This window comes from Xanthomonas campestris pv. phormiicola, assembly GCA_025666215.1.
In the GTDB taxonomy this organism is placed as follows: domain Bacteria; phylum Pseudomonadota; class Gammaproteobacteria; order Xanthomonadales; family Xanthomonadaceae; genus Xanthomonas_A; species Xanthomonas_A campestris_A.
This window is the reverse complement of sequence record CP102593.1, coordinates 3,591,489-3,617,507: the sequence shown is the minus strand read 5'-3', so window position 1 is coordinate 3,617,507 and position 26,019 is coordinate 3,591,489. Positions and strand designations below refer to the sequence as shown.

Here is a 26,019-nt window from a genome sequence, read left to right as displayed (position 1 = left end):
CGGAAGATGAGTTGGCGATTATCTGCCTCGGTGCGACTTCTGCCAATCGCGGCGCCCTGGCGGGATCGTGGCGGGCGTGGAGTGTCGATGTGGATTCCGGTGTAGATTCATGTCGATTCAGGCCGCCGGTTTGCGGCCGCTAACACAACGTTGCCGGTCGACTTGGCCGGCGTGCATATCTGGAGAGAGAGCATGCGCAAGTTGATGGCCCGGTCGCTGCTGGCGACCGCACTGGCGATGGCGTTGACCTCGTGCGGCGGTGGCGGCGGTGGCGGGCTGACCCGCAGCGATCCGCCGCCGACCTCGCCGCCGCCGACCTCCCCGCCGCCGCCGCCGCCGCCGACCTCGCCGCCGCCGTCCCCTCCCACCTCGCCGCCACCGCCGCAGCCGGCGTTCGACGCGCACCTGGCGCTGACCAATACGCTGGCCGCGCACAATGCCGGCTACGACGGCAGCGGCTATCGCATCGGCGTGGTCGATACCGGCGTGAACCGCAATCACCCGGCCCTGGCCGGGCGCGTGGTGTCCGACCTGATCTACGTCGATCCGGCCAAGAACAACGTCAACGTCGACGATGTCGACGGCCACGGCACCACGGTCGCGCAGCTGGCCGCGGGCAAGGCGGTGGGCGCATGGCCCGGCGGCATCGCGCCAGGCGCGCAGATCGTGTCGGCGCGCATCATCAGCGACACCTCGCCCGACGACGACGGCAGCGGCGAGGGCAACCAGACCAGCGGCGCGCTGGGCCTGGCGGCGGTCCACCAGGACCTGATCAATGCCGGGGTCAAGGTGATGAACAATTCCTGGGGCGGCATCTACTGGACCGACCCGACCGCGACCAACGCCATCGCCAACGAATACCGTCCGTTCGTGCTGAGCAATGGCGGGCTGGTGGTGTTCGCCGCCGGCAACGAAGCCAAGGCCGATCCGTCGGACATCGCCGCGCTGCCCAGCCAGCCCGGCCCCGGCGGCACCCGTCCGGCGGCGGACCTGGAACGCGGCTGGCTGGTGGTGGCCGCGGTGGATGCGAGCACCGGCACCAAGCTGGAGTCGTATTCCAATGCCTGCGGCGTGGCCATGCATTACTGCCTGGTGGCGCCGGGCACGGAAGTGTTCGTCGATCCCAAGGCGACCACCGCCACCGCCAATCCGGACTATTACTACGGCAGCGGGACCTCGTTCGCCGCACCGCTGGTGTCCGGCGCCGCGGCGCTGGTGTGGCAGGCGTTTCCCTACTTCAGCAACGATCTGCTGCGGCAGACGCTGCTCGGCACCGCCACCGACCTGGGCACGCCCGGCGTGGATGCCACCTTCGGCTACGGCCTGCTCAATGTCGGCAAGGCGGTGCTGGGACCGGCCAGGTTCGATTGGGGCGACGTCAGCGTGTCCTTCAGCGGCAGCTCGACCTGGGCCAACGACATCGCCGGCAGCGGCGGGCTGATCAAGCAGGGCAGCGGGACGTTGACGCTGAGCGGTACCCAGAACAGCTACAGCGGCACGACCCAGGTGCAGGCCGGCACGCTCAGCGCGGCCAGCCTGGGCGGCTCCAACGTGGCCATCAGCAACGGCGCCACCTTCATCGGCACCGGGCCGCTGCGCGGCAACGTCAGCAATTCCGGCACGTTCCAGGTCGGGGCCGCGACGCTGAGCCTGAGCGGCAACTACGTGCAGGACAGCAATGGCCGGCTGGCCTTGCTGGTCGGCGACAAGCTCTCGGTGACCGGCACCGCGACGCTGCAGGGCGGCTCGCTGTACGTGCTCGGCAAGCGCGACTACGTGGTCAACAACACCGCCTACAAGGTGCTCGACAGCAGCGGCGGACTGAGCGGCACGTTCGCCTCGGTCACCACGCCGTCCAATGTGTTCCTGACCTCCTCGCTGGCCTACGACAGCACCAGCGCCTCGATCACCGTGCAGGCGCTCAGCGTCACCGCGACGGCGGCGAGCTTCGGCAGCATCAGCGCCGCCACGCTCGCCTCCGCCACGCGCGTGGACGCGGCGTTCGCGCAACTGGACACGCAACTGAGCCGGGATCCGGCGACGGTCGACGCGTCGCTGCTGAAGGCGGCCGGCGCGGTGCAGCAGTCGCCGAATGCGGCGGCGGCAGCGGCGACGCTGCGCAGCCTGTCCGGCGAAGCGCATGCGGCGGCCACGGCGATGACCTTCGACAGCATCGATTTGCAACGGCGCGCGCTGTCCGGCCGCTTCGACAGCCTGATCGCGCAGCCGCGCGCGATCGGCGCGTGGAGCCAGCGCCTGGGCGACACCGGGCAGGGCAGCTTCGCCGGCAGCCAGTTCCAGCTCGACGGCTGGATGATGGGCCAGGACCTGCGCCTGGGCGAGCACGCGGTGGCCGGCTTCGCCTTCGGCGAGACCCGCGCCGACGCTGGCGGCGACGGCGGCCTGGACCACAGCCGCGATCGCCAGGTGCAGGGCCAGGCCTATCTCGGCGCGGTCGGCGGCAATGCCTATGCGCTGGCGCAGCTGGGCACCGGGCAATACCGGCGCCAGCTCGACCGCGGCCTGCTGCTCGGCGATAGCGTCGCCGATGCGTCCAGCCGCTACGCCGGGCGCTTCCTGTCCGGCAGCGTGGAGGTCGGCTACCGCGTCGGGCGCGGCAAGGCGTGGCTGACCCCGTACGCCGGCGCCGACTACAGCCGCATCGACAGCGATGGCTTCCGCGAGCAGGGCGGCGACGGCTTCGGATTGATGGCCGCTGCGGCGTCTTCTTCGCGCAGCCAGGCATTGGCCGGCCTGCGTGCCGGTTACGGCGGGCATGGCTGGTCGCTGCAGGGCTATGCCGAATGGCAGCAGACTCTTGCCGCGCAAGGGCTGCAGCGCCAGGCCAGCTTCGTTGGCGTGGATGCGTGGGCGCCGCTGGTCGATCTGCAACCGGCGCGTTCGGGCGGGCTGTTCGGCATGGGCCTGGACCGGCGCTGGGGCGCCAGTGCGCTGGGCCTGGGCTACGACCGGCGCTTCGGCCCGCGCGGCGACGATCGTGCGCTGTCGCTGCGGTACCGGCTGGGGTTTTGATGCGGTGCCGGCCGGTGCGGTCGCGCTTGATTTGCAGATGAGGCTTCGGTCCCGAGCTGCCGAGGCGGCGTCAGCTTTCCCTCTTCGCTTGTCGCGACTGAAGTCGCTCCCGCAGTGGAGCCAGAGCCCGGCGATACCGTGCTGGCTTATCGTGGGAGGGACTTCAGTCCCGACGCACTGCGCGTCGGGAGGTTCTGCTCTTTGCGCACCTACTCGCCGCGCAGATGCCCCATCGAGCGCGGCGCGGTGCGGCCCAGCGGCAGCTTGAGCTTGCCGATGGCGTGCATGCGCGCTTCTGCGATGCGGTCGGCGGCCTGCTGCGGCGGGATGTTGTCGCGCTCGGACAGGTCGAAGATCTTGCCCAGGTTGTGGTACAGGCTGCGGATCAGGCGCATCGCGCGTTCGCGGTTGTAGCCGTCGATCTCCAGCGACACGTTCATCACCCCGCCGGCGTTGACCGCGTAGTCCGGGGCGTAGAGGATGCCGCGGCGATGCAGTTCTTCGCCCACTGCGGCGTTGGCCAGCTGGTTGTTGGCGGTGCCGCAGATGATCTTGGCCTTCAGCCGCGGCAGCGTGGCCTCGTCGATCGCGCTTTCCAGCGCGCACGGCGCCAGCACGTCGGCGGCCACGTCGTAGATCTCGTCCGGCTTGACCGCCTCGGCGCCGTATTCGGCGACTGCACGCTCGACCAGTGCCGGGTCCAGGTCGGTGACGTACAGCTTGGCGCCGCGTTCCTTCAGCAGCTTCACCAGCTCCATGCCGATGTGGCCCAGGCCCTGCACGGCGATGCTGGTCTTGCCGATCTCCTCGTGGCCGAGCTTGCGCTGCAGCGACGCCATCAGCGCCTGCAGCGCGCCATAGGCGGTGAACGGGGCCGGGTCGCCGGAGCCGCCGTGCACCTGGTGCACGCCGGTGACGTATTCGGTCTCCAGGTAGATCTGCTCCATGTCGTTGACGTCGGTGCCGACGTCCTCGGCGGTGATGTAGCGCCCGCCCAGCGAATCCACGTAGCGGCCGAACGCGCGGAACAGCGCCTCGGACTTGTCGGCCTTGGGGTCGCCGATGATCACCGCCTTGCCGCCGCCGATGTTCAGCCCGGCCAGCGCGTTCTTGTAGGTCATCGTGCGGCTGAGCCGCAGCGCGTCGTGCAGCGCGGCCTCGGTGTTGGGGTAGGGGCGCATGCGCACGCCGCCCAGTGCGGGGCCGAGCACGGTGTTGTGGATGGCGATGATCGCCTGCAGGCCCACGTCGCGGTTGTGGCAGAAGACGACTTGTTCGTGGCCGGTGGTGGCTAGCGTTTCGAAAAGCATGGGGGCTCCGCTGGCGTTGCAGGTGTAGGACACCTTGGTTCCAGGAACTTGCCTAGTGAGGGTGCGCAAAACGAAAAACGCGACGGGTTCCGGAACGGGTCCTGATCGTCGCGATGGGGCAGTTTAAAGCAATTGCCCGCGCACCGCGCAGCGCCGCCCTGGGGGGCGCTGGAGCCTGTCGCGACGGCATCTCGTGGTTGCATGCGACGCTGATGCTGGCCCCGGGGCCGGATCGCTGCGGCCCCGCGGCGCTGCCGGGTCAGTGTGTGCCGGCGTTCGGCGCCGCGGATGCGGTGCCTGTCCCTGCGCCGAGCAGGGCGGCGATCTGCGCACCATCGGGCACGCCCAGGCCGGTGCAGGCATCCCAGCCGATGCCGGCCTTGTAGCCGCGATTGTCGCCGGTCACCACGTCGCGGCAGGCGCCTGCCGCCGCGGTGTACAGCGACGGGGGCAGGAACACGCGCCGGCTGCCGTTCATGCCATAGATGCGCGCCAGCAACGCGGCCCACAGCGGCGCGGCCGCGCTGGTCCCGCCCATCACCGCGGGACGGCCATCGATATGCACGTAGTAGCCGGTTTCGGCATCGGCGTCGGCGGCGACGTCCGGCACGCCGCGCATGGTCAACGGCTGCGCGGCGGCCTGCGTGCCGTTCATGCTGAGTCCCTGTTGCCAGCGCGGCCGCGGGAAGACCCGGCTCTGGCCGCCGCCGCTTCCGCTCCAGGCCTGCTCGTTCGCGGTCTGCCCATCCACCTGCAGGCGGGTGCCGCCGCATGCCAGCACGAACGGGCTGGACGCCGGGAAGCACACGTTCAGTCCGGGTTGCCCGTCGCTGGCACCATCGTCGCCGGAGGCGATGCACACGGTGATCCCCATCAGCGCGGCGGCGGCCAGCGCGCGGTTGTAGGCTTCGCGCGATTGCGCGGTCCACAACGTTTCCGAGAAGCCCCAGCTGATCGCGATGACATCAGGCGCGTGTACGCGGTCGTGGACCGCGTTGAGGATGGCCTCGAGGAAGCCGTTGTCGGTATTGGGGGCGAAATACACCACGTGCTTGGCGCCCGGAGCGATGGCGCCGGCGATCTGCACGTCCATCTGCACTTCGATGTCGGCCTTGTCGGTCTGCCCGGAGCGCTGGTTGCGGGCACCGGCCAGCGGCACCTCGACGATCTGCGGCATGGGCACGCCCAGCTTGGCGAAGTAGGCCGCCAGCTGCGCACGATCGTAGCCGCCGCCGAGCGCGATGAGGCCCACGCACTGGCCGGCGCCGTCGTGTTGCGGGAAGCCGTACAGGTCGGCCAGTTGCGGCGGGGTGTACTGGGCGATCGGCGCGCGCTTCGCGTCCGGCGGCGCATCCTGGTGCCGCTTGCCCGGTTGCGTGTCCCGCGCCTTCGGCAGGGTATGCGCATGCGGACGGTTGTCCAGGCCGAGTACGGCGGTCACCAGGCCTTGCAACTCCACCGGCAGCGACAACGCGCCGGTACGTCCGCGATAGCGCAATTCGTCCTTGCGGTAGTCGCGCAGGTCCACCTGGAATGCCTGATCCATCTGCTCGGCGCTGCCTTCGAGAAAGATCGCGCCGGCGTGGGAGAGATGTTGTTCGACCTGCAATCCATGCTGCTCGGCAAATGCCACGATGCGATGCACATCGGCGTCGCTGGGGGCGAAGCGCTCGGCGAACGCCTCGCGCGCGAGCGGCTCCGGCAGGCGGTCGGCAGTGGCGTCGAGCAGCCGCGCGGCGGCCTCATCCAGCGCCACCTGGCGCAACGCCAGCAGCACGCGCACGCTTTCGGAGGCGGGCACCTTGCCCGCGTCTACGCACCCAGGCAATGCCTGGCGTTCGCTGCCTGGGAGGATGCGGTAAGGCATTGCATGATCCTTGAGTGGGGGTAAGTCGCGGCGCAGTATAGGTACCCTCCGTGGCACCGAATGAGACGCGTCGCCGGCTTCTCATCGGGGTCCATGTCGCGCACCTGCCGATGTTCATGTGCGGTGCGAAACACCATGGATTCCTTCATTTCCAAAGAAATGGCCGTGGTCGTGGCGCGAGCATGCCGCCGCCGGTCGGCGGAGGAAGCGCTTTGCGCCGCAGGCAGGCCGGCGTGCGGCGCGGCGCATGTTGCAGCGCAACCTGTCCGCATCGCGCGTGGCGCCTAGAATCGGCACTTCGTCTTCCCGATCGCCGCCACGATGAGCATTCCCGCCTCCCGCGTCACGCTGCCGCAAGCCGACACCAGCCCGCTGCGCTTCGTCACCGCTGCCAGCCTGTTCGACGGCCACGATGCGGCGATCAACATCATGCGCCGGCTGATCCAGGCGCAGGGCGCGGAGGTGATCCATCTCGGCCACAACCGCAGCGTCGAGGACGTGGTGCGCGCGGCGTTGCAGGAGGACGCCGATGCGATCGCGCTGTCGTCCTACCAGGGCGGGCACGTCGAGTATTTCAAGTACATGGTGGACATGCTGCGCGAACGCGGCGCCGGCCATGTGCGGGTGTTCGGCGGCGGCGGCGGCACCATCACCCCGGAGGAGATCGCCGAGCTGCAGGGCTACGGCGTGGAGCGCATCTACCACCCCAACGACGGCATGAAGATGGGCCTGGTGGAGATGATCGAGGACGTGGTGGTGCGCGCTTCGCGCGGGCGGGACTCGGGACTGGGGACTCGGGACCCGGAACAAGCCGGTGTGCGCATGCCGCACATCGACGACGAGATCGGCATCGGCAGGGTGCTGTCGGCGCTCGAGGATGGCGCGTTCTGCGAGTCCGAGCTGGCCCTGCTGCGCAAGCAGTGGCAGTCCGGCCTGCCAGGCACCTCCGAGTCCCGAGTCCCCAGTCTCGAGTCCCGCACACGGCGCACAGCGCCGGTGCTCGGCCTGACCGGCACTGGCGGCGCCGGCAAGTCCTCGGTCACCGACGAATTGCTCAACCGCTTCCTGGCCGGCTTCCCGCAGATGCGCATCGCGGTGGTGTCGGTGGATCCGAGCCGGCGCCGCACTGGCGGCGCGCTGCTCGGCGACCGCATCCGCATGAACGCCCTGCGCAGCCCGCGCGTGTACATGCGCTCGATGGCCACGCGCCGCCAGCATGCGGCCACCAACCGCGTGCTGAAGGACTGCATCGCGTTCCTGAAAGGCATCGGCTACGACCTGGTGATCGTGGAGACCGCCGGCATCGGCCAGAGCGATTCGGAGATCGTGGATCTGGTCGATTTCCCGGTGTACGTGATGACCAGCGACTACGGCGCGCCGAGCCAGCTGGAGAAGATCGACATGCTCGATTTCGCCGAGCTGGTGGTGCTGAACAAGTACGACCGGCGCGGCGCCGAGGACGCGCTGCGCGACGTGCGCAAGCAGTGGCGGCGCAACCGCGGCGCCTTCCAGATGGAGGACGCGGCGGTGCCGGTGTATCCGACCATCGCCAGCCAGTTCAACGATCCCGGCATCAGCTGGATGTTCGTCAACCTGTGCCGGCTGCTGCGCGCGAAGCTGGGTCTCGATGCGCCCACCGCCGGAGCCGCAACGGCCGACGCGCCCCGCCATGCCGCGCCGTTGCCGCAGTGCGATTTCCTGCCGCAACTGGACACCACGCTGAAGGAGCCGCGCGCCACCGTGCTGATCCCCGGCGCACGGGTGCGTTATCTGGCCGAGATCGCCGAACAGGGTCGCGCGCTCAACGCCGGGGTCGAACGTCAGGCCGAGGCCGCGGATCGCGCGCAATCGTTCTGGCAATCGCTGCACGAACTGCAGGACCCGCAGTTGCCGAAGCAGTTGGACCTTTACGCAGTCGAGGAACTGCAGCCACCCGCGCGCAGCGCTGATGCGCCCGCCATGGCCGGTGCCGCGGTCGATGCGACCTTGCTGCTGTTGCGCCAGCGCTACAACGACGCGCTGCAGGCGCTGTCCAGCGCGTCGCTGAAGCTGCTGCGCGAGTGGCCGCAGCGGCTGAAGTCGATCACCGACCCGGTCACCGAGTACGAAGTGCGCGGCAAGGCGATCCGCGTGGAGAACTACCGCCAGTCGCTGAGCCACCAGCCGATCCCGAAGATCGCCGCGCCGCGCTACAGGAACTGGGGCGAACTGCTGACCTTCCTCGGCAAGGAGAACCTGCCCGGCAGCTATCCCTACACCGGCGGCGTGTATCCGTACCGCCGCGCCGGCGAGGACCCGATCCGCATGTTCGCCGGCGAGGGCACGCCGGAGCGCACCAATCGCCGCTTCCACTACCTGAGCGTGGGCCAGCCGGCCGCGCGCCTGTCCACCGCCTTCGACAGCGTCACCCTGTACGGCGAGGATCCGGCGCCGCGTCCGGACATCTACGGCAAGATCGGCAATTCCGGGGTCAATGTTCCCACCCTGGACGACATGAAGAAGCTGTATTCCGGCTTCGACCTGTGCGCGCCGACGACCAGCGTGTCGATGACCATCAACGGCCCGGCGCCGATGATCCTGGCGATGTTCATGAACACCGCCATCGACCAGCAGGTGGAGAAGTACCTCAAGGCCGATGCGCAGCGCTGGGCGCAGGCCGAACGGACCCTGGCGCAATTGTTCGAGGACCGGCCGCGGCCGCGCTATCACGGCGAATTGCCGCCCACCAACGACGGCCTGGGCCTGGCCCTGCTCGGGGTCAGTGGCGATCAGCTGGTCGACGCGCAGACCTATGCGCAGATCAAGGCGCAGACCCTGTCCAGCGTGCGCGGCACGGTGCAGGCCGACATCCTCAAGGAGGACCAGGCGCAGAACACCTGCATCTTCAGCACCGAGTTCGCGCTGCGCATGATGGGCGACATCCAGCAGTATTTCGTCGAACAGAAGGTGCGCAACTTTTATTCGGTGTCGATCTCCGGCTACCACATCGCCGAGGCCGGCGCGAACCCGATCAGCCAGCTCGCCTTCACCCTGAGCAACGGCTTCACCATCGTCGAGTACTACCTGGCGCGCGGCATGCGCATCGACGATTTCGCGCCCAACCTGAGCTTCTTCTTCAGCAACGGCATGGATCCGGAGTACACCGTGATCGGCCGCGTGGCGCGGCGCATCTGGGCGCGGGCGATGCGCGAGCGCTACGGCGGCAACGAGCGCAGCCAGATGATGAAGTACCACATCCAGACCTCCGGCCGCTCGCTGCATGCGCAGGAGATCCAGTTCAACGACATCCGCACCACGCTGCAGGCGCTGTACGCGCTGTTCGACAACTGCAACAGCCTGCACACCAACGCCTACGACGAGGCGATCACCACGCCCACCGAGGAGAGCGTGCGCCGCGCGGTGGCGATCCAGATGATCATCAACAAGGAGCTGGGGCTGAACTTCTGCGAGAACCCCTGGCAGGGCAGCTTCATCGTCGAGCAGCTCACCGACCTGGTGGAAGAGGCGGTGTACAAGGAATTCGAGGCGATCAGCGAGCGCGGCGGCGTGCTCGGCGCGATGGACACCATGTACCAGCGCGGCAAGATCCAGGAAGAAAGCCTGTACTACGAGCACAAGAAGCACGACGGCAGCCTGCCGCTGGTCGGGGTCAACACCTTCCTGCCCAAGCAGCACGCCGGCGAGACCGCGACCCAGATCGAGCTGATCCGTTCCACCGAGGAGGAGAAGGGCCAGCAGATCGCCAACGTGCGCGACTGGCAGCAGCGCCGCAATGGCATCGCGCCGGCCGCCGCGGACCTGGACGCGGCATCGGTGCCGGCGAGCGCTCTGGTGTCGCAGCGCGAAGGCCCTGGCCTGGGCTACCTGCAACGCAGCGCACGCGAGCGCCGCAACGTCTTCGCCGCGCTGATGGAGGCGGTGAAGACCCACAGCCTGGGCCAGATCAGCCATGCCCTGTACGAGGTGGGCGGCGAGTACCGGCGCAACATGTAGGCCGCCGGCGATGGCCGATGCCGGCTGTGGCGAGGTCGGTGAGCATGCCTGCCCAGCGCTTTGTGCCGACTCGCCCGCTGGCTCCCGCACGCATCCGGCACTATTGCCGCCGCCGCCTGGGGAGGCTCATAGTTGGGCATCGACGAACGCGGGAGCGGCGGATGAAGGCATGGGGAGGGTTGCTGCTGTTGGCGATGGGCGCGGCGACCGCCCGTGCGGCGGAACCGAGCGAAGAGGTCACGGCCGGGCCGCTGTTCGACACGGTCGCGGCGCTGGACCAGCGCCTGTTCGGCGCCTACAACCGTTGCGACCTGGCGGCGTTCGAGCCCCTGTTCGTGCCCGACGTGGAGTTCTATCACGACACCGGCGGCGTCACCTGGGACCGCAAGAGCGTCGTGGACAACACGCGCAAGTGGATCTGCGGCAAGGTCCGCCGCGAGTTGGTGGACGGCACGCTGCGGGTCTACCCGGTCAAGGACTTCGGCGCGATCGAGGAAGGCGAGCACCGCTTCTGCGAACTGGCCAGCGGGCGTTGCGAGGGCATCGCCAAGTTCGTGATGGTGTGGCGCCAGGACCAGGACGGCTGGAAGCTGACGCGGGTGCTCAGTTACGGCCACCGCGCGGCCGCGTCGCCGGTGCCGTGAACATGCGCGTTCGCGGCGCTGCGCAGTCGCTGCTTGTCCGTGTGCAGGCGGGCGGCTTCGCTCGGGCAGGAAATGGCGCGCCATGCCTGAACGTCCTGTCGCGCCTGGCCGTGGCCGCGCGCCCGGCCGGGCCGGGCGCATGGCGACTGCGCGGGTGGCGATGATGGTGCCGCCCATGTGGATTGCAGGCGTCGCCGTCGTGCTGCTGGGCGCCGGTGGCTGGCTGTGGCGGCGCGGAGGCCGGCGCGGACCGGTGGCGCCGATCGCCGTCGCGCGCCGGGCCGCCGCGTCCATGGACGATGCCATCCCCGTCGAAGCGGCTGGCGCAGGCGCAGCGATCGCGGCGGACACCGATCCCGGCGCCGCCGCGGCTGCCGCCGAACTCGCGCCCGAGCAGGAAGCCGCGCTGCTGCTGCGCCTGTACGCGCTGGCGTTCGCCGACGCGCCCGCACCCGAACCGAGCGCGGCGTCGCGCGCTGCGCATGCCGAGATCGCCGCCGCGGCGGTCGCGGTGCTGGCGCGGATCGATGCGCACCCGCGCTACACCCCGCGCCGCCCGCAGCTGTTGCCGCAACTGACCCGCGCCATCAACGATCCCGCTGCCGGCGCCCAGGCCATCGCCGCGATTCTCGGCCAGGATCCAGCCCTGGCCGGCAACCTGCTGCGCATCGCCAACAGCAGCGCCTACCGCCGCCAGGCCGAGCCGATCGAGAACCTGGAGCGGGCGGTGGCCTTGCTCGGCACCGAGGGCCTGCGCCAGATCGTGCTGGCGGCGCTGTTGCAACCGGTCATCGCCGACGACGGCAGCGTGTTCGGCCGCTGCGCATCGCTGCTGTGGGAGTACACCTTGCTGTCGGCCAAGGCCACGGCCCGCCATGCCGAAGCTGCCGAGCGCGAGGATCCCGCTGCGGCGCAGCTGCTGGCGCTGCTGTACGGACTGGGAGCGGTCGCCGTGGTGCAGGTGGTGCGCGATGCGTATGCGAAACAGCCAGGACTGGTGCCGGATGTGGGGATGCTGGCCGAGTTGCTGCAGGACTGGACGGCGCGGGTGGCGCAGGCGATCTCGCATGGCTGGGCGCTGTCCAAGCGCATGCAACACGCGCTCGGCGAGCAGCACAGGCAGGCTGCGCCGCACGCGTCGAGTTCCTTGGGACGTTCGCTGCGGATCGGCCGCTGCCAGGCGGCGCTGGCCTTGCTGGATGCCGCCGCGCGCTGAGCGCCTGGGCGGCGTTGCCGTGCTTGCCGATGCGCTAGGAATCCTCGGTCTTGCCGTCGTCGGCCGCGTCGTCCGGCGAGATCCACCAGGTCATGCCATCCTGGCGCGGCGGAGGACTGGTCTCGCGGATTTCCACCGCATCGATGCGACGTCCCGCAGCGCCGGCCTGCCAGTGCTGCAACCACGCATCCAGCGAACTGCGCTGGGTGGCGGCGACGCCGAAATCGCGATCGCTTTTCCAGGTATCGGACGACGCGTCGTGGTGCGGATGGGCGGCGGCGCCGTAGCTGCAGCGCAGGCAATAGTTGACCAGGGTTTCGCTCCAGTCCTCGATCAGGGCGATCTCGTCGGATGCGGGCGCGTCCCGCAGCGCGTCGCGATCGTCGGGGCTGGGGCAATGCGCGAACACCGTGAACGTCTGCAATGGCGAAGGCTGCAGCCGTGCCAAGGCGTTGAAGACCGGCACGGTGCGGTCGCGAAACGCCCGCCGCCCGGTCGCGGCGCCGTCGTGCAGGACGATATCGCCGTAGCGGTGGCCGCTTTCCGGCAGCGGCACGTTGAGCAGGCGCGCACGGACCACGTCGATGCGCCGGGCGAACAGCGTCTCGCCGTTGGACCAGGGGTTCAGGCGCACGCTGACCACACCGAAATCCGCGTCGATCGGCCCGTGGCCTTCGGGAACGCCGATGCCGCAGGCCGCCCACTGCGCCCGTGCCTGCGCCCAGTCGCCGATGGCGGTGGCCGCGATGCCGGCATTCCACTGCGCGGATGCGTCGGCGTCTTCGGCGAGCGCCAGCGCGCGCAGGTTGTGGTGCAGGGACAGCGGCCAGTCCAGTAGGTACTTGTGCACCAGCCCTTGCATGTAGTGGTAATAGCGTGCGTCCGGCGCGTGCGCGAGCAAAGTGGCGAAGTGCTGCGATGCCTGCTCCAGCTGTCCTGCGTCGAAACTCGCGTAGGCGCGTTCGTGCACCGTCTGCAGGTCTTCTTCGGACAAGGGCTGCGGCATCGCGACGACCTGGCTGGCGCTGTGGATATTGGCGCAGATTATGGACGCGCAGTGCGATCCTGCCCACCGGGCGATGCCGCTCGAGGTCGTGGCTGGTGCGGGGGACGGCAGGCCCACTCGGCGACGCGAGGGAGCGCTGCTCGGCATCCCGACGCTTGCGAAGCGCCATTCTCGCCGCGGCAGTGCCGGCGGCGAGGAAGGGAACACAAGGAAAGGAACAGGTGACAGGGCTCGAGAGCGTGCGCGATGCGGCCTGTCAGGACGCGCGCATGCCGCTCAGCGCAGCGGCACGTCCGCCACCTTGTCCTGGTAGTCGCGCTTGGGGTCGATGCCGAACAGGACCTTGATGCCCGCCACCACGCTGGAACCGTTGAGCCAGATCTGCGCGTGGTCCGGATCCAGGCGCAGCAGCGCCAGCTTGGGATCGTCCTTGCCCTGCTCGTACCAGGCGTCGATGAAACCGTTCCACAGCCGTTCGATCACCGCCTGGTCGTTGTCCACGCTGAGCGTGCCGCTGATGCTGGCGAACAGGTCGTGGTCCTTGGCGCTGAATGCGGCGATGACCCGTTGGCTCTGGGTCAGCTTCTGCACCAGGGCGTTGTCCTTGGAGGTGAAGAACCAGATCGCACCGCCGCGGTCGCCTTCGAATTGCGCGGTCATCGGCCGCGCATGGCCGTCTTCCACGCCGTCCAGACCGAGCATGACCGTGCGGTCGGACTTGAGCGCTTTCCAGAATTTCTCTTCCAGTTCCTGCGGGCTGGCCATGCGGGTCTCCGATAGGGCGTGAATGCCTGCCGAGACTGTGCCTCGCCGTGCGCGGGCGCATCGTGACGGAGGCGTTGACGGGGCGTGTAGGCGGCGTCCGTCACCCAGGTCCATGCGGTGTCCCGGCCGTGCGTCGCGGTTGTTTCCTGGGGCACAGCGTGGCTGCCGGGTCGGTGCCACGCTGCAGCCCTGTCGTTCGTCGGGGAGTGCATCGCGATGGCATCGTTGCAGCTGTACCTGCCGCAGTTGCTGGAGTTCGAAGGGGGCTATGTCGACGATCCGGCCGATCCGGGCGGTGCCACCAATCGCGGCATCACCCTGGCGACGTTCGAGCGCCATGCGCCGTCGTTGCTCGGCGAGCAGCCGACGCTGGATGCGCTGCGCCCGCTGGCCCCGCAGCAGGCCGGGGTCATCTACCGGCACGCCTACTGGGACATGCTGGACGGCGACCAGATCGCCTCGCAGCCGCTGGCCGAGATCCTGTTCGATTTCGACGTCAAGGCCGGGGCCGAGGCGGTCCTGCTATTGCAGCGGATCCTGCTGCAATCGGGGGCCACGGGTCTGGACACGGATGGGGAAATGGGGCCGGCCACGCTGGCGGCGCTGCAGGCGGCCGACCAGGCGCGGGTCTATGCGCTGTATCGCCAGGGCCGGATCGATTACTACGACCGGCTGGCGCAGGAGCGTCCTGCCGACGACAGATTCCTCGAGGGCTGGCTGGCACGCGCGGAGTGGTTCCCGGCGATGTTGCCGTCTGCCGCCCCGCCGGCCACCGGCGTCGCCTGAGTCGCAAGGCGAGGCGTCGACGCCTGCACTGCGCGCATCGGCAAACACCGGAAGCTGCACGCATTGGCGGGAGCCGGCACGGGACCGGTTCCGCCGGTGCCGCTCAGGTGCCGCTGTCGGGCGTCTTCGCTTCGGCGTCCGCTGCGGCCTTGGCCGCCTCGCGGGCTTCGCGCTTGCGCGCGTCCTTCTCGTCCTGCTGTTTCTTCTTGGCGATTTCGCGCTGACGTTTTTCGAAGGAATAGTTGGGCTTTGCCAAGTGGATGCCTGCCGTGTGTGAGATGGGGCTCCCAGTGTAACCGCTGTGCGCCGGGGCAGCGGCGGGCCGTACGGACAGGCCACGCCGCGGCGTGGCCTGTCCTGGCCCGGGAGTACGGCCCTCCCGGGCGTCGGCTTACGGGCTCAGGTAGGGCTGGATGGTCGTATACACGTCGGAGAAGCGCGAGTAGTAATCCGGATCGCTGGGCGCACTGCAGTACGAAGTGCCGCCGTACAGGCCGCCGCGCAGCTGGTAGGCGCCGCTGCTGTTGATGGTGAACAGGCCGGAGCCGGAGGAGCCGCCTTCGGTGACGCCGGTGTTCCAGACCACCTTGTACAGCGGCGACTTGCCGTCGATCGAGGTGGACAGGGCGGTGACGCTGCCCAGCGAGTACTTCTTCACGTCGCCGGCGGGGTGGTGGATGCCCTCGATCGCGGTGCCGGTGGAGCCGATCGCCGAACTGCTCCAGCCGGCATAGAAGGCGCCGCTGGGCGGGGCGGTCTTCAGTTCCAGCAGGGAGGTGTCGCGGGTGGTGTTGGCATGGCGCAGGTAGGCGCCGCCGCTGAGCGTGGTGTACGCCGAACTGACCGTGGAGCCGTTGCAGGTGGTGGCGTCGTAGAACCAGTAGGTCTGCAGGGTGTTGGCCACGGTCTGGGTGCTGATGCAGTGCGCCGCGGTCCAGAACAGGTACTTCTTCGGCGAATTGGTGTTGTTGAGCAGGGTGCCGGTGCACAGGTAGGAACCGCTGCTGGTGCTGAACACCATGCGCGCCACCGACTTGGCGGCCGAGGTGAAGCCGCTGCTGGGACTGGCGCGGCAGACGATGTCGCGCTCGCACGAGTCGCTCTCGCCGATCATCGGCCGCATCATTTCCTCGCTGGCGACGGGGTTGATGTCCATGTGCGAGACCTGCGGGATCTTCAGCGCGAAGCCCTGCGGATACTGGCCGGCCGGCAATTCGATCTCCACCACCAGGCGCGAGCCGGACACCGCCGCGGACCAGCCCGGCTCGCTGCCGGCGAAATCGGCGCCGCTCTGTTCGAACACGCGGCCGTCGTCGCCGGCGAAACGCAGCGTGGCCTTGCTCGGGTCGCCCGGCTGGGCGCCGCTGCCGCTGAGCTGCAGTGCCGCGCGCAGCGCTGCCGCGTCGGTGGAGACGATCTCGAAGCTGGTCACCTGCGCGCCATTGGGCAGGCTCTGCCAGGTGAGTCGGCGCAGGTTGATCGCCGGCTTGGCGATGTCGCGCGAGTAGCCGATCTGCAGCGGCTGGCCGTGCTTGACCTGCTGGCCGCGCAACTGCTTCATCGTCGCGGCCTGGGCGCTGTCGGGCGCACCCAGTTCGATCAGGCGCGGCGCGTGCGCGCTGCCGGTGGCGAGGCTGCGCAGTTCGGCGCCGCCGAGCGCGGCGGCATTGGGGCGTGCTTCGACCGGAGCGGAGTCCATCTCGGCCGCGGGGGGATTGGCGGCCATGGCGATGGGGGAAAGGCCGGAGATGCCGGCGAGCAGGGCCAGATACAACGCGTTCTTGCGATTCATGGATCTTCCTTCTGCTAGAAGACGACTGGACCATCCGGCAGGGGACCGGATGCCGTTGCACCCACTTCCAAGGTGCATGCCGAGGCTACGGGCGCCGACACCGCGATTGCGTGCGCGCGGTCACGCGTGCGGGGCCGATTTTGTAGACAGCTGTCGCTTTGTTGTCGCTTTCATATGCGCGGTGCTGGGTCGCAGAGGCGCACGCTCGGCTGTGTCCAGCGGTGTCGTCATGCAGCCGATTGCGGCTGGCGTCCTGCAGGCGCAGCGGTGGCGTCGGCGCACAAAAAAGCCCCTCCTGCATGCGCAGGAGAGGCGGTGGGATCGGACCTGTTGCGCTGCGACGCGCGCTCAGCGCGCGTGCGACGTGGCCGGGACGAACTTGTACAGCTTGTGCACGCCGGTGCCGAAATTGAAGCGGCTATAGCCTGCGCCCCAGTACACCGCACCGTCCACGATGGCCGGTGCGCTGGACACCGAACCGCCGGCATCGTAGCTCCACAGGGTCTTGCCGGTCTCGGCGTCGAGTACCGTCATCGCGCCGGACATCGAACCTGCGTAGACCAGTCCCGGCGAGGACGCGAGCGGGCCACGGCCGCCGGCGCCGAAGGCGGTCTGGACCGGATCGATGCCCGGCACCTTCACCTGCCAGACGATCTTGCCGGTGGCCGCGTCCAGCGCCGCCCACGAGCCCGCATTCCAGGTCTCGGTGTTGCCGGGGGCGAGGGTATAGCTGGTGTGGTTGTTGTTGTTGATGGCCACGTACACGCGCGACTTGAACGGATCCACCGACGAACCCCACTCGATGCCGCCGGCGGTGCCGCCGGGGCCGACCTGGGTGGACCACACGGTGCGCCCGCTGTCGGCATCGAACGCCCAATACACGCCGCTCTTCTGCCCGGCGCCGACCAGCGCCTGCGGCTTGCCGTCGCGGATCGCGGTGAACAGGTTGGCGCCGCCGCCGCTGAAGTCGTAGTCCGGCCCCTGCGGTTCCTGGCACACGCCAGTGGTCGGCGCGACCAGGCACGATAGCGACCAGGCATCGGCGCCCTGCAGGCGGCGCGTCCATACCGGCTTGCCGCTGCGCATGTCCAGCGCCAGCACCGAGTCCACGTAGTTGTCCGGCGCCAGGCAGGCCAGCTGCGCGGTCTTGTTGCCGTTGGCGTTCTTGACGCAGCTGGCCACGTCCAGCGGCACCGAATAGTTGTTGCCGGTGGTGGCGTAGACGCGCTGCCGTTGCGGGTCGATCGCCAGCGTGCCCCACACCGAGGCGCCGGTATAGCCTTCCGGTGCGGTGCGGAAGCTCCACAGCAGCTTGCCGGTCTTCAGGTCGAGCGCGGCCACGCTGCCGCGGAACGAGAACTTGTAGCCCGGGCTCAGCCCGCCCCAGTCGCCGGAGGACACGCCGACGTAGACGCGATCGCCGTACACCACCGGCGAGGCGGTGATGCGCGCTTGCGCATTGGCTTCGACCAGGGTCTTCCACAGCAGCTTGCCGGTGTTCTTGTCGATCGCCACGACCGTGCCGCTGGCCTGGTCGCCGACCAGCACACTGTCGCGCGCGATCGCCGGGCTGTTGCGCGACAGCGAGGCGGCGTTGCCGGTGTAATCGGACAGTTTCACCTGCCACACCGCCTTGCCCAGCGTGGTGTCGATGCGATACAGCTGGCCGCCCCAGTCGGGCACGTACAGCGCGCTGCCCTGCACGGTCGGCGTGGCGGACACATCGCCCTGGGTGGTGAAGGTCCATGCGGTCTTCAGCCGCGCCGCGTTGAACGGATTGATCTGCCATTCTGCCGGGGCGAAGCGCGTGTTGAGAAAGCCGCCACCGGCGTTTTCCCAACTGTTGCGCGTGGCATACGGCGCGCCGCCGCCGAATGCCGTGGCATATCCGCCGAGGCTGGCGATGCCAGCAGCGGAACCGGTGCCTGCGTTGTCGCCGTAGCGGCTGCCATTGCCCTGCGGGCTGGCGGACGCTGCGCTGTCGTTCGGAGCTTGCGCCGGGGCAGGGCTTGCGGATTGTGCCGATGCCGCCGTGGCGAGCATCAATCCGGGAGCCAGGGCCAGCCACAGCAGAGAGAGTTTCCGGTGCGCGTAATGCCTGTTCATGCGGTGTCCTTCGGGGCTTGGAGTGGGGACCCCCCCTTCACTACCGGCGCAATGGTAGGAACGGGAAACGGCGCATGTCATGTACGTACAAAAAAGTTAGGGCAAGCGAAAAGGTTGCATGGATAGCGAAAAACAATCGGCCGCGTGGCAACGTGTCGCAAATGCATGCATTGCCGATGGCCGGCATGCCGGGACATGCGCGCTTGGGCATGGGCCCCTGTCCCTTGCAGGGCAATGGCTTGTGCGTCCGGCATGCGGCGTGCGGGCATTTCCGGTGCGCGCCATGCGTGCCGATACAGAGCCGTCGTTGGCGCATGAGCGGCGACTGAATGCCGGGAATTGGCGCGCCGCCAGGCCCGCGATCGGCCAGAACGGGCGCTGCCGTATGGCGCTTCGGTGACAGTTTGCGCGTCGCGTGCCTGGCGTATGCCGCGTGCGGGTGTCTGTCCGCGGCGCTCGCCGCTGCGCGCATGCGCGATTCCAGAATCGGCACGGCCGTGCGCAGCGCCGCACCGGCGCCGCACAACAGGCGTTCCGTTCAGCGGTTGCGCGCTGTGTCGCCACCGCGAAAGCCGGACCGCGGCGTCGCGCAGGGCAGCGCCTTGCGGCCGGTGCCGGCAGGGCGCAGGTGTACGGATCTCACCGGGAATGTTTAAGCTGGCGCATCGACGCTTGGGAATGACGTGATGGGGACGCTTTGCTTGGAAGGCCGCGCGGCGACGGCGGCAAGCGGCACAAGGCGCATGCCCGCGGCGAATGCGCGCGCACGGCGGCTGCGGCACGGCGCCCCGATTGCGGGAGTGGCCGCATGAAGTTGGCCGATTTCATCGAGGCGAACATCGAGCCGCTGTGCAACGACTGGATGGCGTTCGCGCGCACGCGCGGTGCGGAAGGCGAGGCGATGAACTCTTCCCAGTTGCGCGATCATGCCGCGCAATTGCTGGCCGAAATCGTCGCCGACATGCGCGCGCCGATGAGCGCGACGGAGTTGCGGCTCAGGTCGCTGGACGCCGGGTCGGAAGAATTCGAGACCGACGGCGCCGCGAGCCTGCATGCCCGGCAACGGGTCAGGCACGGCTTCGGCATGATGCAGCTGGTGTCGGAATTCCGCGCGCTGCGCGCCAGCGTGATGCGCCTGTGGAGCCGATCCGAACATACGCCGGGCGCGCAGGATGTGCCGGACATGAGCCGCTTCAACGAGGCGCTGGACCAGATCCTGGCCGATTCGGTGCGCGCCTTCGTGGAGAGCGTGGAGCAGACCCAGCACCTGTTCATGGGCATCCTGGGCCACGACCTGCGCGGGCCGTTGTCGGCGGTGATGAGCTGCGCCGAACTGATGCTGGGGCAGGGCGAGGCCCAGGCGCCGCAGGCGCGCGTGTTGCTGCGCAGCGCCATGCAGATGAAGGCGATCCTGGACGACCTGATGGACTTCACCGGCGACAAGCTGGGCGTGTCCATCCCGGTGCGCCCGCAAGCGGCCAGCCTGCAGGCGCTGGCCCAGGACGTCGTCGACGAGATGGCCACGATCTATCCGAAACGGGCGATGCAGGTGATCACGGTCGGCGATCTGCACGGCAGCTGGGACGCGATGCGGTTGCGCCGGGTGATCGCGAACCTGCTGAACAACGCATTGAAGTACGGTAGCCGCGATCAGCAAATCACGATCGCATTGAACGGCCTGGCGGCGGACGAGGTGGGCCTGAGCGTGCACAACCTGGGGCCACCGATTCCCGCCGCGATGCTGGACTCGGTGTTCGAGCCGTTGACCACGACCGCGCACGCCGACGGCACGCCGCAGGTCGCCGGCGCGAATCTGGGCCTGGGCCTGTACATCGTCGACAGGATCGTCGCGGCGCATGGCGGCCGCATCGACGTCAGCTCGTCGCAGCAGGATGGCACCCGTTTCCTGGCGACGCTGCCGCGGCAGGCGGCCGCCAGCAACTGAGCGAAGCCGGCCTGAGCGCTGCCAGCAGCAGCGCTGAAGCCCCTCTCCCCACGGGAGAGGAGTTGGGGTGAGGGGACGGGCGCAGCATCGCCGAGGCGAGATTACGGGCGAGCCCCGTGCGCAGAAACCGCGGGTAACGCCGCATCGCCAATGCCGCGCACACCGCCCAAGCCACCGACCCGCGCGCAGGCGCACGATTTGGATTAGGGTGACGCGTTTCCCCGAGCTGGAGGTGGATCGTGAAGCCCTTGTCGCGTGCCGCACTGTTGTCGCTGTGCCTGAGTGTCGCCCATCCTGCGTTCGCGCAGACCGCCGCGCCTGCCGCCGACGCGTTGCAGGGCAAGGTGGACGCGCTGTACACGCAGGCGCCGGACACGCTGCAGGCCAAGGACGTGGCCGAACTGCAGCAGCGCCTGCTGGACTGGGCGCAGCTCAATCGCTATCGCGCCGACAACGCCGCGCTGGCGCCGCCGGCCGCGGGCGAGCGGCGCGTGGTGTTCTACGGCGATTCGATCACCGACATGTGGGGGCGTAGCGAGGGCGCCAAGTTCTTCCCCGGCAAGCCCTACGTCAATCGCGGCATTTCCGGGCAGACCACCGCGCAGATGCTGGTGCGCTTTCGCCAGGACGTCATCGACCTGAAGCCGGCGGCCGTGGTGATCCTGGCCGGCACCAACGACCTGGCCGGCAACACCGGCCTGTCCACGCAGCGCATGATCGAGGACAACCTGCGCTCGATGGCCGAGCTGGCGCAGGCCAACCACATCAAGCTGGTGCTGGCGTCGGTGCTGCCGGTCAGCGACTACCCGTGGCGGCCGGGGCTGCAGCCGGCGGAAAAGATCCGCGCGCTCAATGCCTGGATCGAGCAGTACGCACGCAGCCATGGCGCGGTGTACCTGGACTACCACGGCAAGATGCGCAATCGCCAGGGCGGCCTGGACAAGGCCCTGGCCAACGACGGCGTGCATCCCACCGCCGCCGGCTACGCGCTGATGGCGCCGTTGGCGCAGCAGGCGGTGGAGCGCGCGTTGGCGCAGCCGTAGGGCGTGTCACGCAACAGCACCTGCTCGTGGAGCGATGACATGCCTTGAGCGTTGCCGCGGCCAGGCGTTCGGCGCAGCCGGATCAGCCGATCGCGATCGTGCCAAGGCGCTAGGGCGCGCCGTTGGCGGGCGACACCGCGGCCACTTCGCGGCGCACCCAGGCGCTCACCGCCGCGTCGTCGGCGAGGTACACATGCGGCGCATAGGCCTGCATCGCGCCGCGCTGGCGCCCCTGCAGGCGCTGCATCGGCAGCAGCAACGTCGCGCGTCCGCTCGGCAACGGCACGCTTTCCACTTCGGTATAGAGCGTGTCGGCGCCGGTCGGCTGGCCGACCTGCTCCACGCCGGGACCTTCCAGCAGCCGGTCCATGAAATCCAGGCAGGCGCTGATGCAGGCGCCATCGGTGATCGCGACGATGCGTGCCGGGCCGCCGCGCGGCGGGGTACCGCCGGCCGCGCTCGGCAGCGGGTCGCGAAACAGCGCCTCTCCCTGGCGTTGCGCCGCGCGCAGGCCGTCCAGCAAGCGGTCGAAGCCGGGCAGTTCCTGCGGATAGCGCGCGGCGATCCGCGCGCGGCGTGTCTGCAGGTTGTCGATCACGCCGTCGGAGACCCGCCACAGCGAGGCGCTGGCGCGGCGGCGGTCCAGCGCGGGCAGCGCCTGCTCGCCCCAGATCGCGGCCAGCACCGCATCGCCGGGCGCCGCGCCGCCGCCGCCGTTGCCGCGCAGGTCCAGGATCAGCAGGGCGGGCGTGTGCTGGCGCAGCGCGTCCGCCGCCGCGGAGATCGCGGCCTGCGTCGTTTCGAAGCCGGGATCGCCTGCATAGAAGGTCGGCAGGGTCAGCTTCCAGGCCGTCGGCGTGAGGTGTTCGAATGCGCCCTGCGCGGCGGTGTCGGGTGCGGGTGCGGGTGCGCTCGCGGCGGCGGTGTCGGGCGAGGCCAGCTCGATCGCGACATGCGGGTCGCCGAACGAGGCGACATAGGCCTGCATGACCTGGGCATAGCCGGCACGATCGACGATGCGCCGCGCCTGGGCCTGCGCCGCGCGCGCCGCCTGCCGCGCCTGCGCGGCCAGCGCTGGATCCACGCCGGGAGCCAGGCCAGGATGATCGGCGGCGATGCGCGCAGCGGCGAACTGCAGGTCGGCTTGCGCCACGGCAGCATCGGTCGGCGCCAACGCCAGCGCCGCTGCCAGAATCGTTGCGATCATGTCGGTCCCCTTGTGCCCGCGGCGAGTGTCTGCCGCCGGCGGCGAGCCGCGCAATAGGCCGCAAGACAGGGGGACTTTGCGCGACCAGGCCCAGTTGTGCGAGACGGCGCGAATGCGTAAGCGCGCTGTGCTAGCGCAGCATCCGTCCTGACCGTTATCGCTCAGAAGCGCTCGCCGCCGGGCAGATAACGCCATTCGCCCGGTGCCAGCTTGCCCAACGGAATGCGGCCCACGCGCAGGCGCCGCAGGCTGATCGCTTCCAGCCCGACCTCGGCGCACATGTGCTGCAGCTGCCCGGGCTGCACGTGCTTGATCGCGAAGCGCAGGCGGTCCTCGTTCTGCCAGCTGACCTTGCACGGCGGCAGGCTGCGCTGCCGGTAGACCAGGCCGTGCGCCAGCCGCAGCATGCCGTAAGGCTTCAGTTCGCCGCGCACCTCGACCACGAATTCCTGTTCGATCGAGGTCGCGTCCTCGGTCAGGCGGCGCAGCACGCGGCCGTCCTGGCTCAGCACCAGCAGACCGCTGGCGGCGTCTTCCAGCGGCAGCGGCGCGTTCAGGCGCAGGAAGTGGCGCTTCAGCACGCGCACGTCGGCCATGTCCAGGTCGCTGCGTGTAGCGGGCGTGACCAGGGCCAGGGCGGCGTCCAGGCCCAGCCCGGCCGGCTTGTGCAGCAGCAGGGTGGCCGGCTCGACCGGCCCCAGCTGCGCGTCGGCGGCCAGGGTCACCTGCTGCGTGGTCACCGCCGCCTGCGGTTCCTCGACCACCACCCCGTCCACGCTGACCCAGCCGCCCTCGATGTACTGCTGCGCTTCGCTGCGCGAGCACGGCAGCATGGCGGCCACGTATTTGTCGAGGCGGGTAGGGGCGGACATCGAATGGCTCGGCGATCAGGGCAGGGCAGTGTACGTGCAGCCGTCACCGCACTGCCATGCGCGGCGCCGCTCAGCGGTCGACGGTGCCGGCCAGATCGAGCTGGGTCAGGTACAGGCGCAGATCGAATTCCAGCTGGTGGTAGTCCGGCGCCATGTGCGTGCACAGCTGGTAGAACGGCTTGTTGTGCGCGCTTTCCTTCAGATGCGCCAGTTCGTGCGCCACGATCATCTGCAGGAACGCCGCCGGCGCGTCGCGGAACACCCCGGCGATGCGGATCTCGCGGCTGGCCTTGAGCCGGCTGCCCTGCACCCGCGAGACGCTGGTGTGGGTGCCGAGCGCGTGCTTCACCGCCTGCAACCGGTTGTCGTAGATCACCTTGTGCAGCGGCTCGGAGCTGCGCATGTGGCGGTCCTTCAGGGCCAGCGTGTAGGCGTACAGCTGGCGGTCGTTGCGGACCGGATTGGGCGTGTCGTAGCGCTTGCGCAGCCATTCGCCGAGGCGATCGCGCGCGATCAGTTCGCGGACCTGGTCCTGCACATGCGGCGGATAGCCGGCGAGGTATTTCAGCGCTTGCATGGCGCCACGATAGCGCGCCGTGGCCGCCGGGACGAGCCGTTGGCGCCGCCACGGGGCCGCGGCCGGGACCCGGCCGCAGCGGGTATCATGCCGGCCAACGTCTTGGATCGACTGGATTTTCCCGATGCGCAATCCCCTGCAGGAACAACTGCTCAAGGCCGGCCTGGTGAAGAAGAACCAGGTGGCGCAGGTCGCGCGCGAGCAGGCCAAGGCGCGCCATGGCAAGGCGCCGCCGCCGCCCAGCGCCGAGCAGTTGCAGAGCGAGCGGCTGCGGCTGGAACGGGTGGAGCGCGACCGCGCGCTGGCCGCCGAGCGCAATGCGCAGGTGCGGGCGCAGGAGCAGCGCGCGCAGGCGCGGCAACTGATCGATCAGCACAAGCTCAAGGCTGATGGCGACATCGACTACCACTTCACCGACGCCGGCAAGATCCAGCGCTTGCGGGTGGATGCGGCGCTGCGCGCGCAGCTGATCGGCGGCGCGGCGGCGATCGCGCGCCTGGATGCCGGCTACGCGGCGATCCCGCGCGCAGTGGTGGAGAAGGTGGCCAGCCGCGATCCGGCCGCGATCGTGCTCGACACCACCCAGGCCGCGCCGGCGGCCAGCGACGAGGACGACGCGTACTACAGCCGCTTCCAGGTGCCGGACGACCTGATCTGGTAGCCGCCGGCACCGCCACGCTTGTCACCCCTCGGCGTGCGCGAAAAACGGCGTGCGGCGTGCGCGGACACGATGCGCCGCGCCGCGAATTGCACAGGGCGCAGCGGACCTCGCCTGTGAACGTGGCACTGCTGCGGACCGATCCATTGCCGCTGCACACACGCCGCGCCGCGGCTCACACGATGGTCGGGGTGATGCCGCCATCCACGCGCAGCGCCGCGCCATTGGTCGCCGCCGACAGCGGACTGGCCACGTAGGCGACCAGGCTGGCGACCTCTTCGGGCTCGATCATGCGCTGGATCAGCGAGCTGGCGCGTTCCTTGGCGAAATACTCGCGCTCCATCGCCTCGGGCGGCATGTCCGGATCGCTGGCGACGCTGCGCATGAACGCCTCGATGCCGGCCGAGCGCGTGGTGCCGGGCAGCACCGCATTGACGGTGACGCGGGTGCCCTTGGTGGTCGCCGCCAGGCCGCGCGAAATGGCCAGCTGCGCGGTCTTGGTCATGCCGTAGTGGATCATGTTGGGCGGCACCAGCACCGCGCTTTCGCTGGAGATGAAGATGATCCGGCCCCAGTCGTGCGCGAGCATGCCGGGCAGGTAGTGCCGGGCCAGGCGCGCGCCGCTCAGGACGTTGACTTCGAAGAAGCGCAGCCAGTCCGCATCGCTGATTTCGCCGAATTCCTTGGATTCGTAGATGCCCAGGTTGTTGACCAGCACATCGACCTGCGGCAGCGCGGCGGTGAGCGCCGCGGCGCCTTGCGCGGTCGCCGGGTCGGCCAGCACGCAGCGCACGTTGCCGCCGATGCTGGCGGCGGCAGTGTCCAGAGTGGCCTGGTTGCGGCCGCAGATGATCAGCTCGGCGCCTTCGGCGGCGAGCGTGCGGGCGATGGCCAGGCCGATGCCGGCGGTGGCGCCGGTGACCAGAACGGTCTTGCCGTGGAGTTGCAGATCCATGAGGGCATCCTTCGGTGAGAGAGAGGGAAGCGGTGCGGCGCTGGCCGCATCCGGCGGAAAAGACGGGGCGCGGCGCGCGCTGCGCGCGGCGGCCACGGGCCCGGCGCGTGCGCTGCCGCCAGCAGAGCCATGGGCGCTCGCTGCATTGCCGATGCGTCCTGGTGGAAGACTTCGGCATACAACTCGGCCGGTACGGGCCACGATAGGCCGCGGCGACGGATTTGATAATGCGTCGCGCCGGCCT

At 69.4% G+C, this 26,019-nt stretch carries 19 protein-coding genes; 8 read left to right on the top strand and 11 right to left on the bottom strand.

Annotated elements, in window-relative coordinates:
• Nucleotides 1-192: 192 nt before the first annotated feature.
• A complete protein-coding gene (locus NRY95_14995) occupies nt 193-3,033 on the top strand; it encodes a S8 family serine peptidase (GenBank protein ID UYC15031.1) in 2,841 nt (946 codons plus the stop codon).
• A 209-nt stretch (nt 3,034-3,242) separates the two neighbouring features.
• Here the strand turns inward: NRY95_14995 and NRY95_14990 are convergent, their stop codons facing one another.
• Nucleotides 3,243-4,343 carry a leucine dehydrogenase gene (locus NRY95_14990; protein UYC15030.1) on the bottom strand — a complete coding sequence of 367 codons (1,101 nt, stop codon included), beginning with the start codon at nt 4,341-4,343 and terminating at the stop codon, nt 3,243-3,245.
• A gap of 259 nt (nt 4,344-4,602) precedes the next feature.
• The gene (locus NRY95_14985; GenBank protein ID UYC15029.1) at nt 4,603-6,210 is read right to left on the bottom strand and encodes a S53 family peptidase; all 1,608 of its coding nucleotides are present in this window, start codon (nt 6,208-6,210) and stop codon (nt 4,603-4,605) included.
• A 321-nt stretch (nt 6,211-6,531) separates the two neighbouring features.
• Between NRY95_14985 and NRY95_14980 the strand changes: the two genes are divergently transcribed.
• The 3 genes from NRY95_14980 (at nt 6,532) to NRY95_14970 (ending at nt 12,063) form a co-directional block, all read left to right on the top strand.
• The gene (locus NRY95_14980) at nt 6,532-10,203 is read left to right on the top strand and encodes a methylmalonyl-CoA mutase family protein (GenBank protein ID UYC15028.1); all 3,672 of its coding nucleotides are present in this window, start codon (nt 6,532-6,534) and stop codon (nt 10,201-10,203) included.
• Nucleotides 10,204-10,364: 161 nt separating this feature from the next.
• Entirely contained in the window at nt 10,365-10,847 is a 483-nt protein-coding gene (locus tag NRY95_14975) for a nuclear transport factor 2 family protein (GenBank protein UYC15027.1), read from the top strand.
• Nucleotides 10,848-10,929: 82 nt separating this feature from the next.
• Nucleotides 10,930-12,063, top strand: a complete 1,134-nt coding sequence (locus NRY95_14970) for an HDOD domain-containing protein (GenBank protein ID UYC15026.1) — start codon at nt 10,930-10,932, stop codon at nt 12,061-12,063.
• A gap of 34 nt (nt 12,064-12,097) precedes the next feature.
• Here the strand turns inward: NRY95_14970 and NRY95_14965 are convergent, their stop codons facing one another.
• Together NRY95_14965 and NRY95_14960 are read right to left on the bottom strand one after the other, a co-directional pair.
• Entirely contained in the window at nt 12,098-13,186 is a 1,089-nt protein-coding gene (locus NRY95_14965; GenBank protein ID UYC15025.1) for a hypothetical protein, read from the bottom strand.
• Between the two features lie 159 nt (nt 13,187-13,345).
• Nucleotides 13,346-13,834 (bottom strand): pyridoxamine 5'-phosphate oxidase family protein, encoded by a 489-nt coding sequence (locus NRY95_14960; GenBank protein ID UYC15024.1) that lies wholly within the window; start codon nt 13,832-13,834, stop codon nt 13,346-13,348.
• A 216-nt stretch (nt 13,835-14,050) separates the two neighbouring features.
• Between NRY95_14960 and NRY95_14955 the strand changes: the two genes are divergently transcribed.
• A complete protein-coding gene (locus NRY95_14955) occupies nt 14,051-14,620 on the top strand; it encodes an N-acetylmuramidase (protein UYC15023.1) in 570 nt (189 codons plus the stop codon).
• A gap of 103 nt (nt 14,621-14,723) precedes the next feature.
• Here the strand turns inward: NRY95_14955 and NRY95_14950 are convergent, their stop codons facing one another.
• From NRY95_14950 to NRY95_14940, 3 genes are all read right to left on the bottom strand, one after another.
• On the bottom strand, nt 14,724-14,876 hold the full coding sequence (locus NRY95_14950; GenBank protein UYC15022.1) for a hypothetical protein: 153 nt from the start codon (nt 14,874-14,876) through the stop codon (nt 14,724-14,726).
• A 135-nt stretch (nt 14,877-15,011) separates the two neighbouring features.
• Nucleotides 15,012-16,412 (bottom strand): serine protease, encoded by a 1,401-nt coding sequence (locus NRY95_14945; GenBank protein ID UYC15021.1) that lies wholly within the window; start codon nt 16,410-16,412, stop codon nt 15,012-15,014.
• A gap of 348 nt (nt 16,413-16,760) precedes the next feature.
• The gene (locus NRY95_14940) at nt 16,761-18,518 is read right to left on the bottom strand and encodes a PQQ-binding-like beta-propeller repeat protein (protein UYC15020.1); all 1,758 of its coding nucleotides are present in this window, start codon (nt 18,516-18,518) and stop codon (nt 16,761-16,763) included.
• Between the two features lie 808 nt (nt 18,519-19,326).
• Here NRY95_14940 and NRY95_14935 point away from each other — a divergent pair.
• Together NRY95_14935 and NRY95_14930 are read left to right on the top strand one after the other, a co-directional pair.
• Nucleotides 19,327-20,463: a HAMP domain-containing histidine kinase gene (locus tag NRY95_14935; GenBank protein ID UYC15019.1), complete on the top strand. Its 1,137-nt coding sequence runs from the start codon at nt 19,327-19,329 to the stop codon at nt 20,461-20,463.
• Between the two features lie 239 nt (nt 20,464-20,702).
• Nucleotides 20,703-21,506, top strand: a complete 804-nt coding sequence (locus tag NRY95_14930) for an SGNH/GDSL hydrolase family protein (protein UYC15018.1) — start codon at nt 20,703-20,705, stop codon at nt 21,504-21,506.
• A gap of 109 nt (nt 21,507-21,615) precedes the next feature.
• Here the strand turns inward: NRY95_14930 and NRY95_14925 are convergent, their stop codons facing one another.
• The 3 genes from NRY95_14925 to NRY95_14915 all read right to left on the bottom strand — a co-directional run bounded on the left by NRY95_14925 (nt 21,616) and on the right by NRY95_14915 (nt 24,162).
• Nucleotides 21,616-22,713, bottom strand: a complete 1,098-nt coding sequence (locus NRY95_14925) for a S41 family peptidase (protein UYC15017.1) — start codon at nt 22,711-22,713, stop codon at nt 21,616-21,618.
• A gap of 161 nt (nt 22,714-22,874) precedes the next feature.
• Nucleotides 22,875-23,585 (bottom strand): rRNA pseudouridine synthase, encoded by a 711-nt coding sequence (locus tag NRY95_14920; GenBank protein ID UYC15016.1) that lies wholly within the window; start codon nt 23,583-23,585, stop codon nt 22,875-22,877.
• 70 nt (nt 23,586-23,655) lie between these two features.
• A complete protein-coding gene (locus tag NRY95_14915; GenBank protein ID UYC15015.1) occupies nt 23,656-24,162 on the bottom strand; it encodes a DUF45 domain-containing protein in 507 nt (168 codons plus the stop codon).
• A 124-nt stretch (nt 24,163-24,286) separates the two neighbouring features.
• Between NRY95_14915 and NRY95_14910 the strand changes: the two genes are divergently transcribed.
• Nucleotides 24,287-24,823, top strand: coding sequence for a DUF2058 domain-containing protein (locus NRY95_14910; protein UYC15014.1), 537 nt, complete (start codon nt 24,287-24,289; stop codon nt 24,821-24,823).
• A 172-nt stretch (nt 24,824-24,995) separates the two neighbouring features.
• Here the strand turns inward: NRY95_14910 and NRY95_14905 are convergent, their stop codons facing one another.
• Nucleotides 24,996-25,775, bottom strand: a complete 780-nt coding sequence (locus tag NRY95_14905) for an SDR family oxidoreductase (protein UYC15013.1) — start codon at nt 25,773-25,775, stop codon at nt 24,996-24,998.
• Nucleotides 25,776-26,019 lie beyond the last annotated feature (244 nt).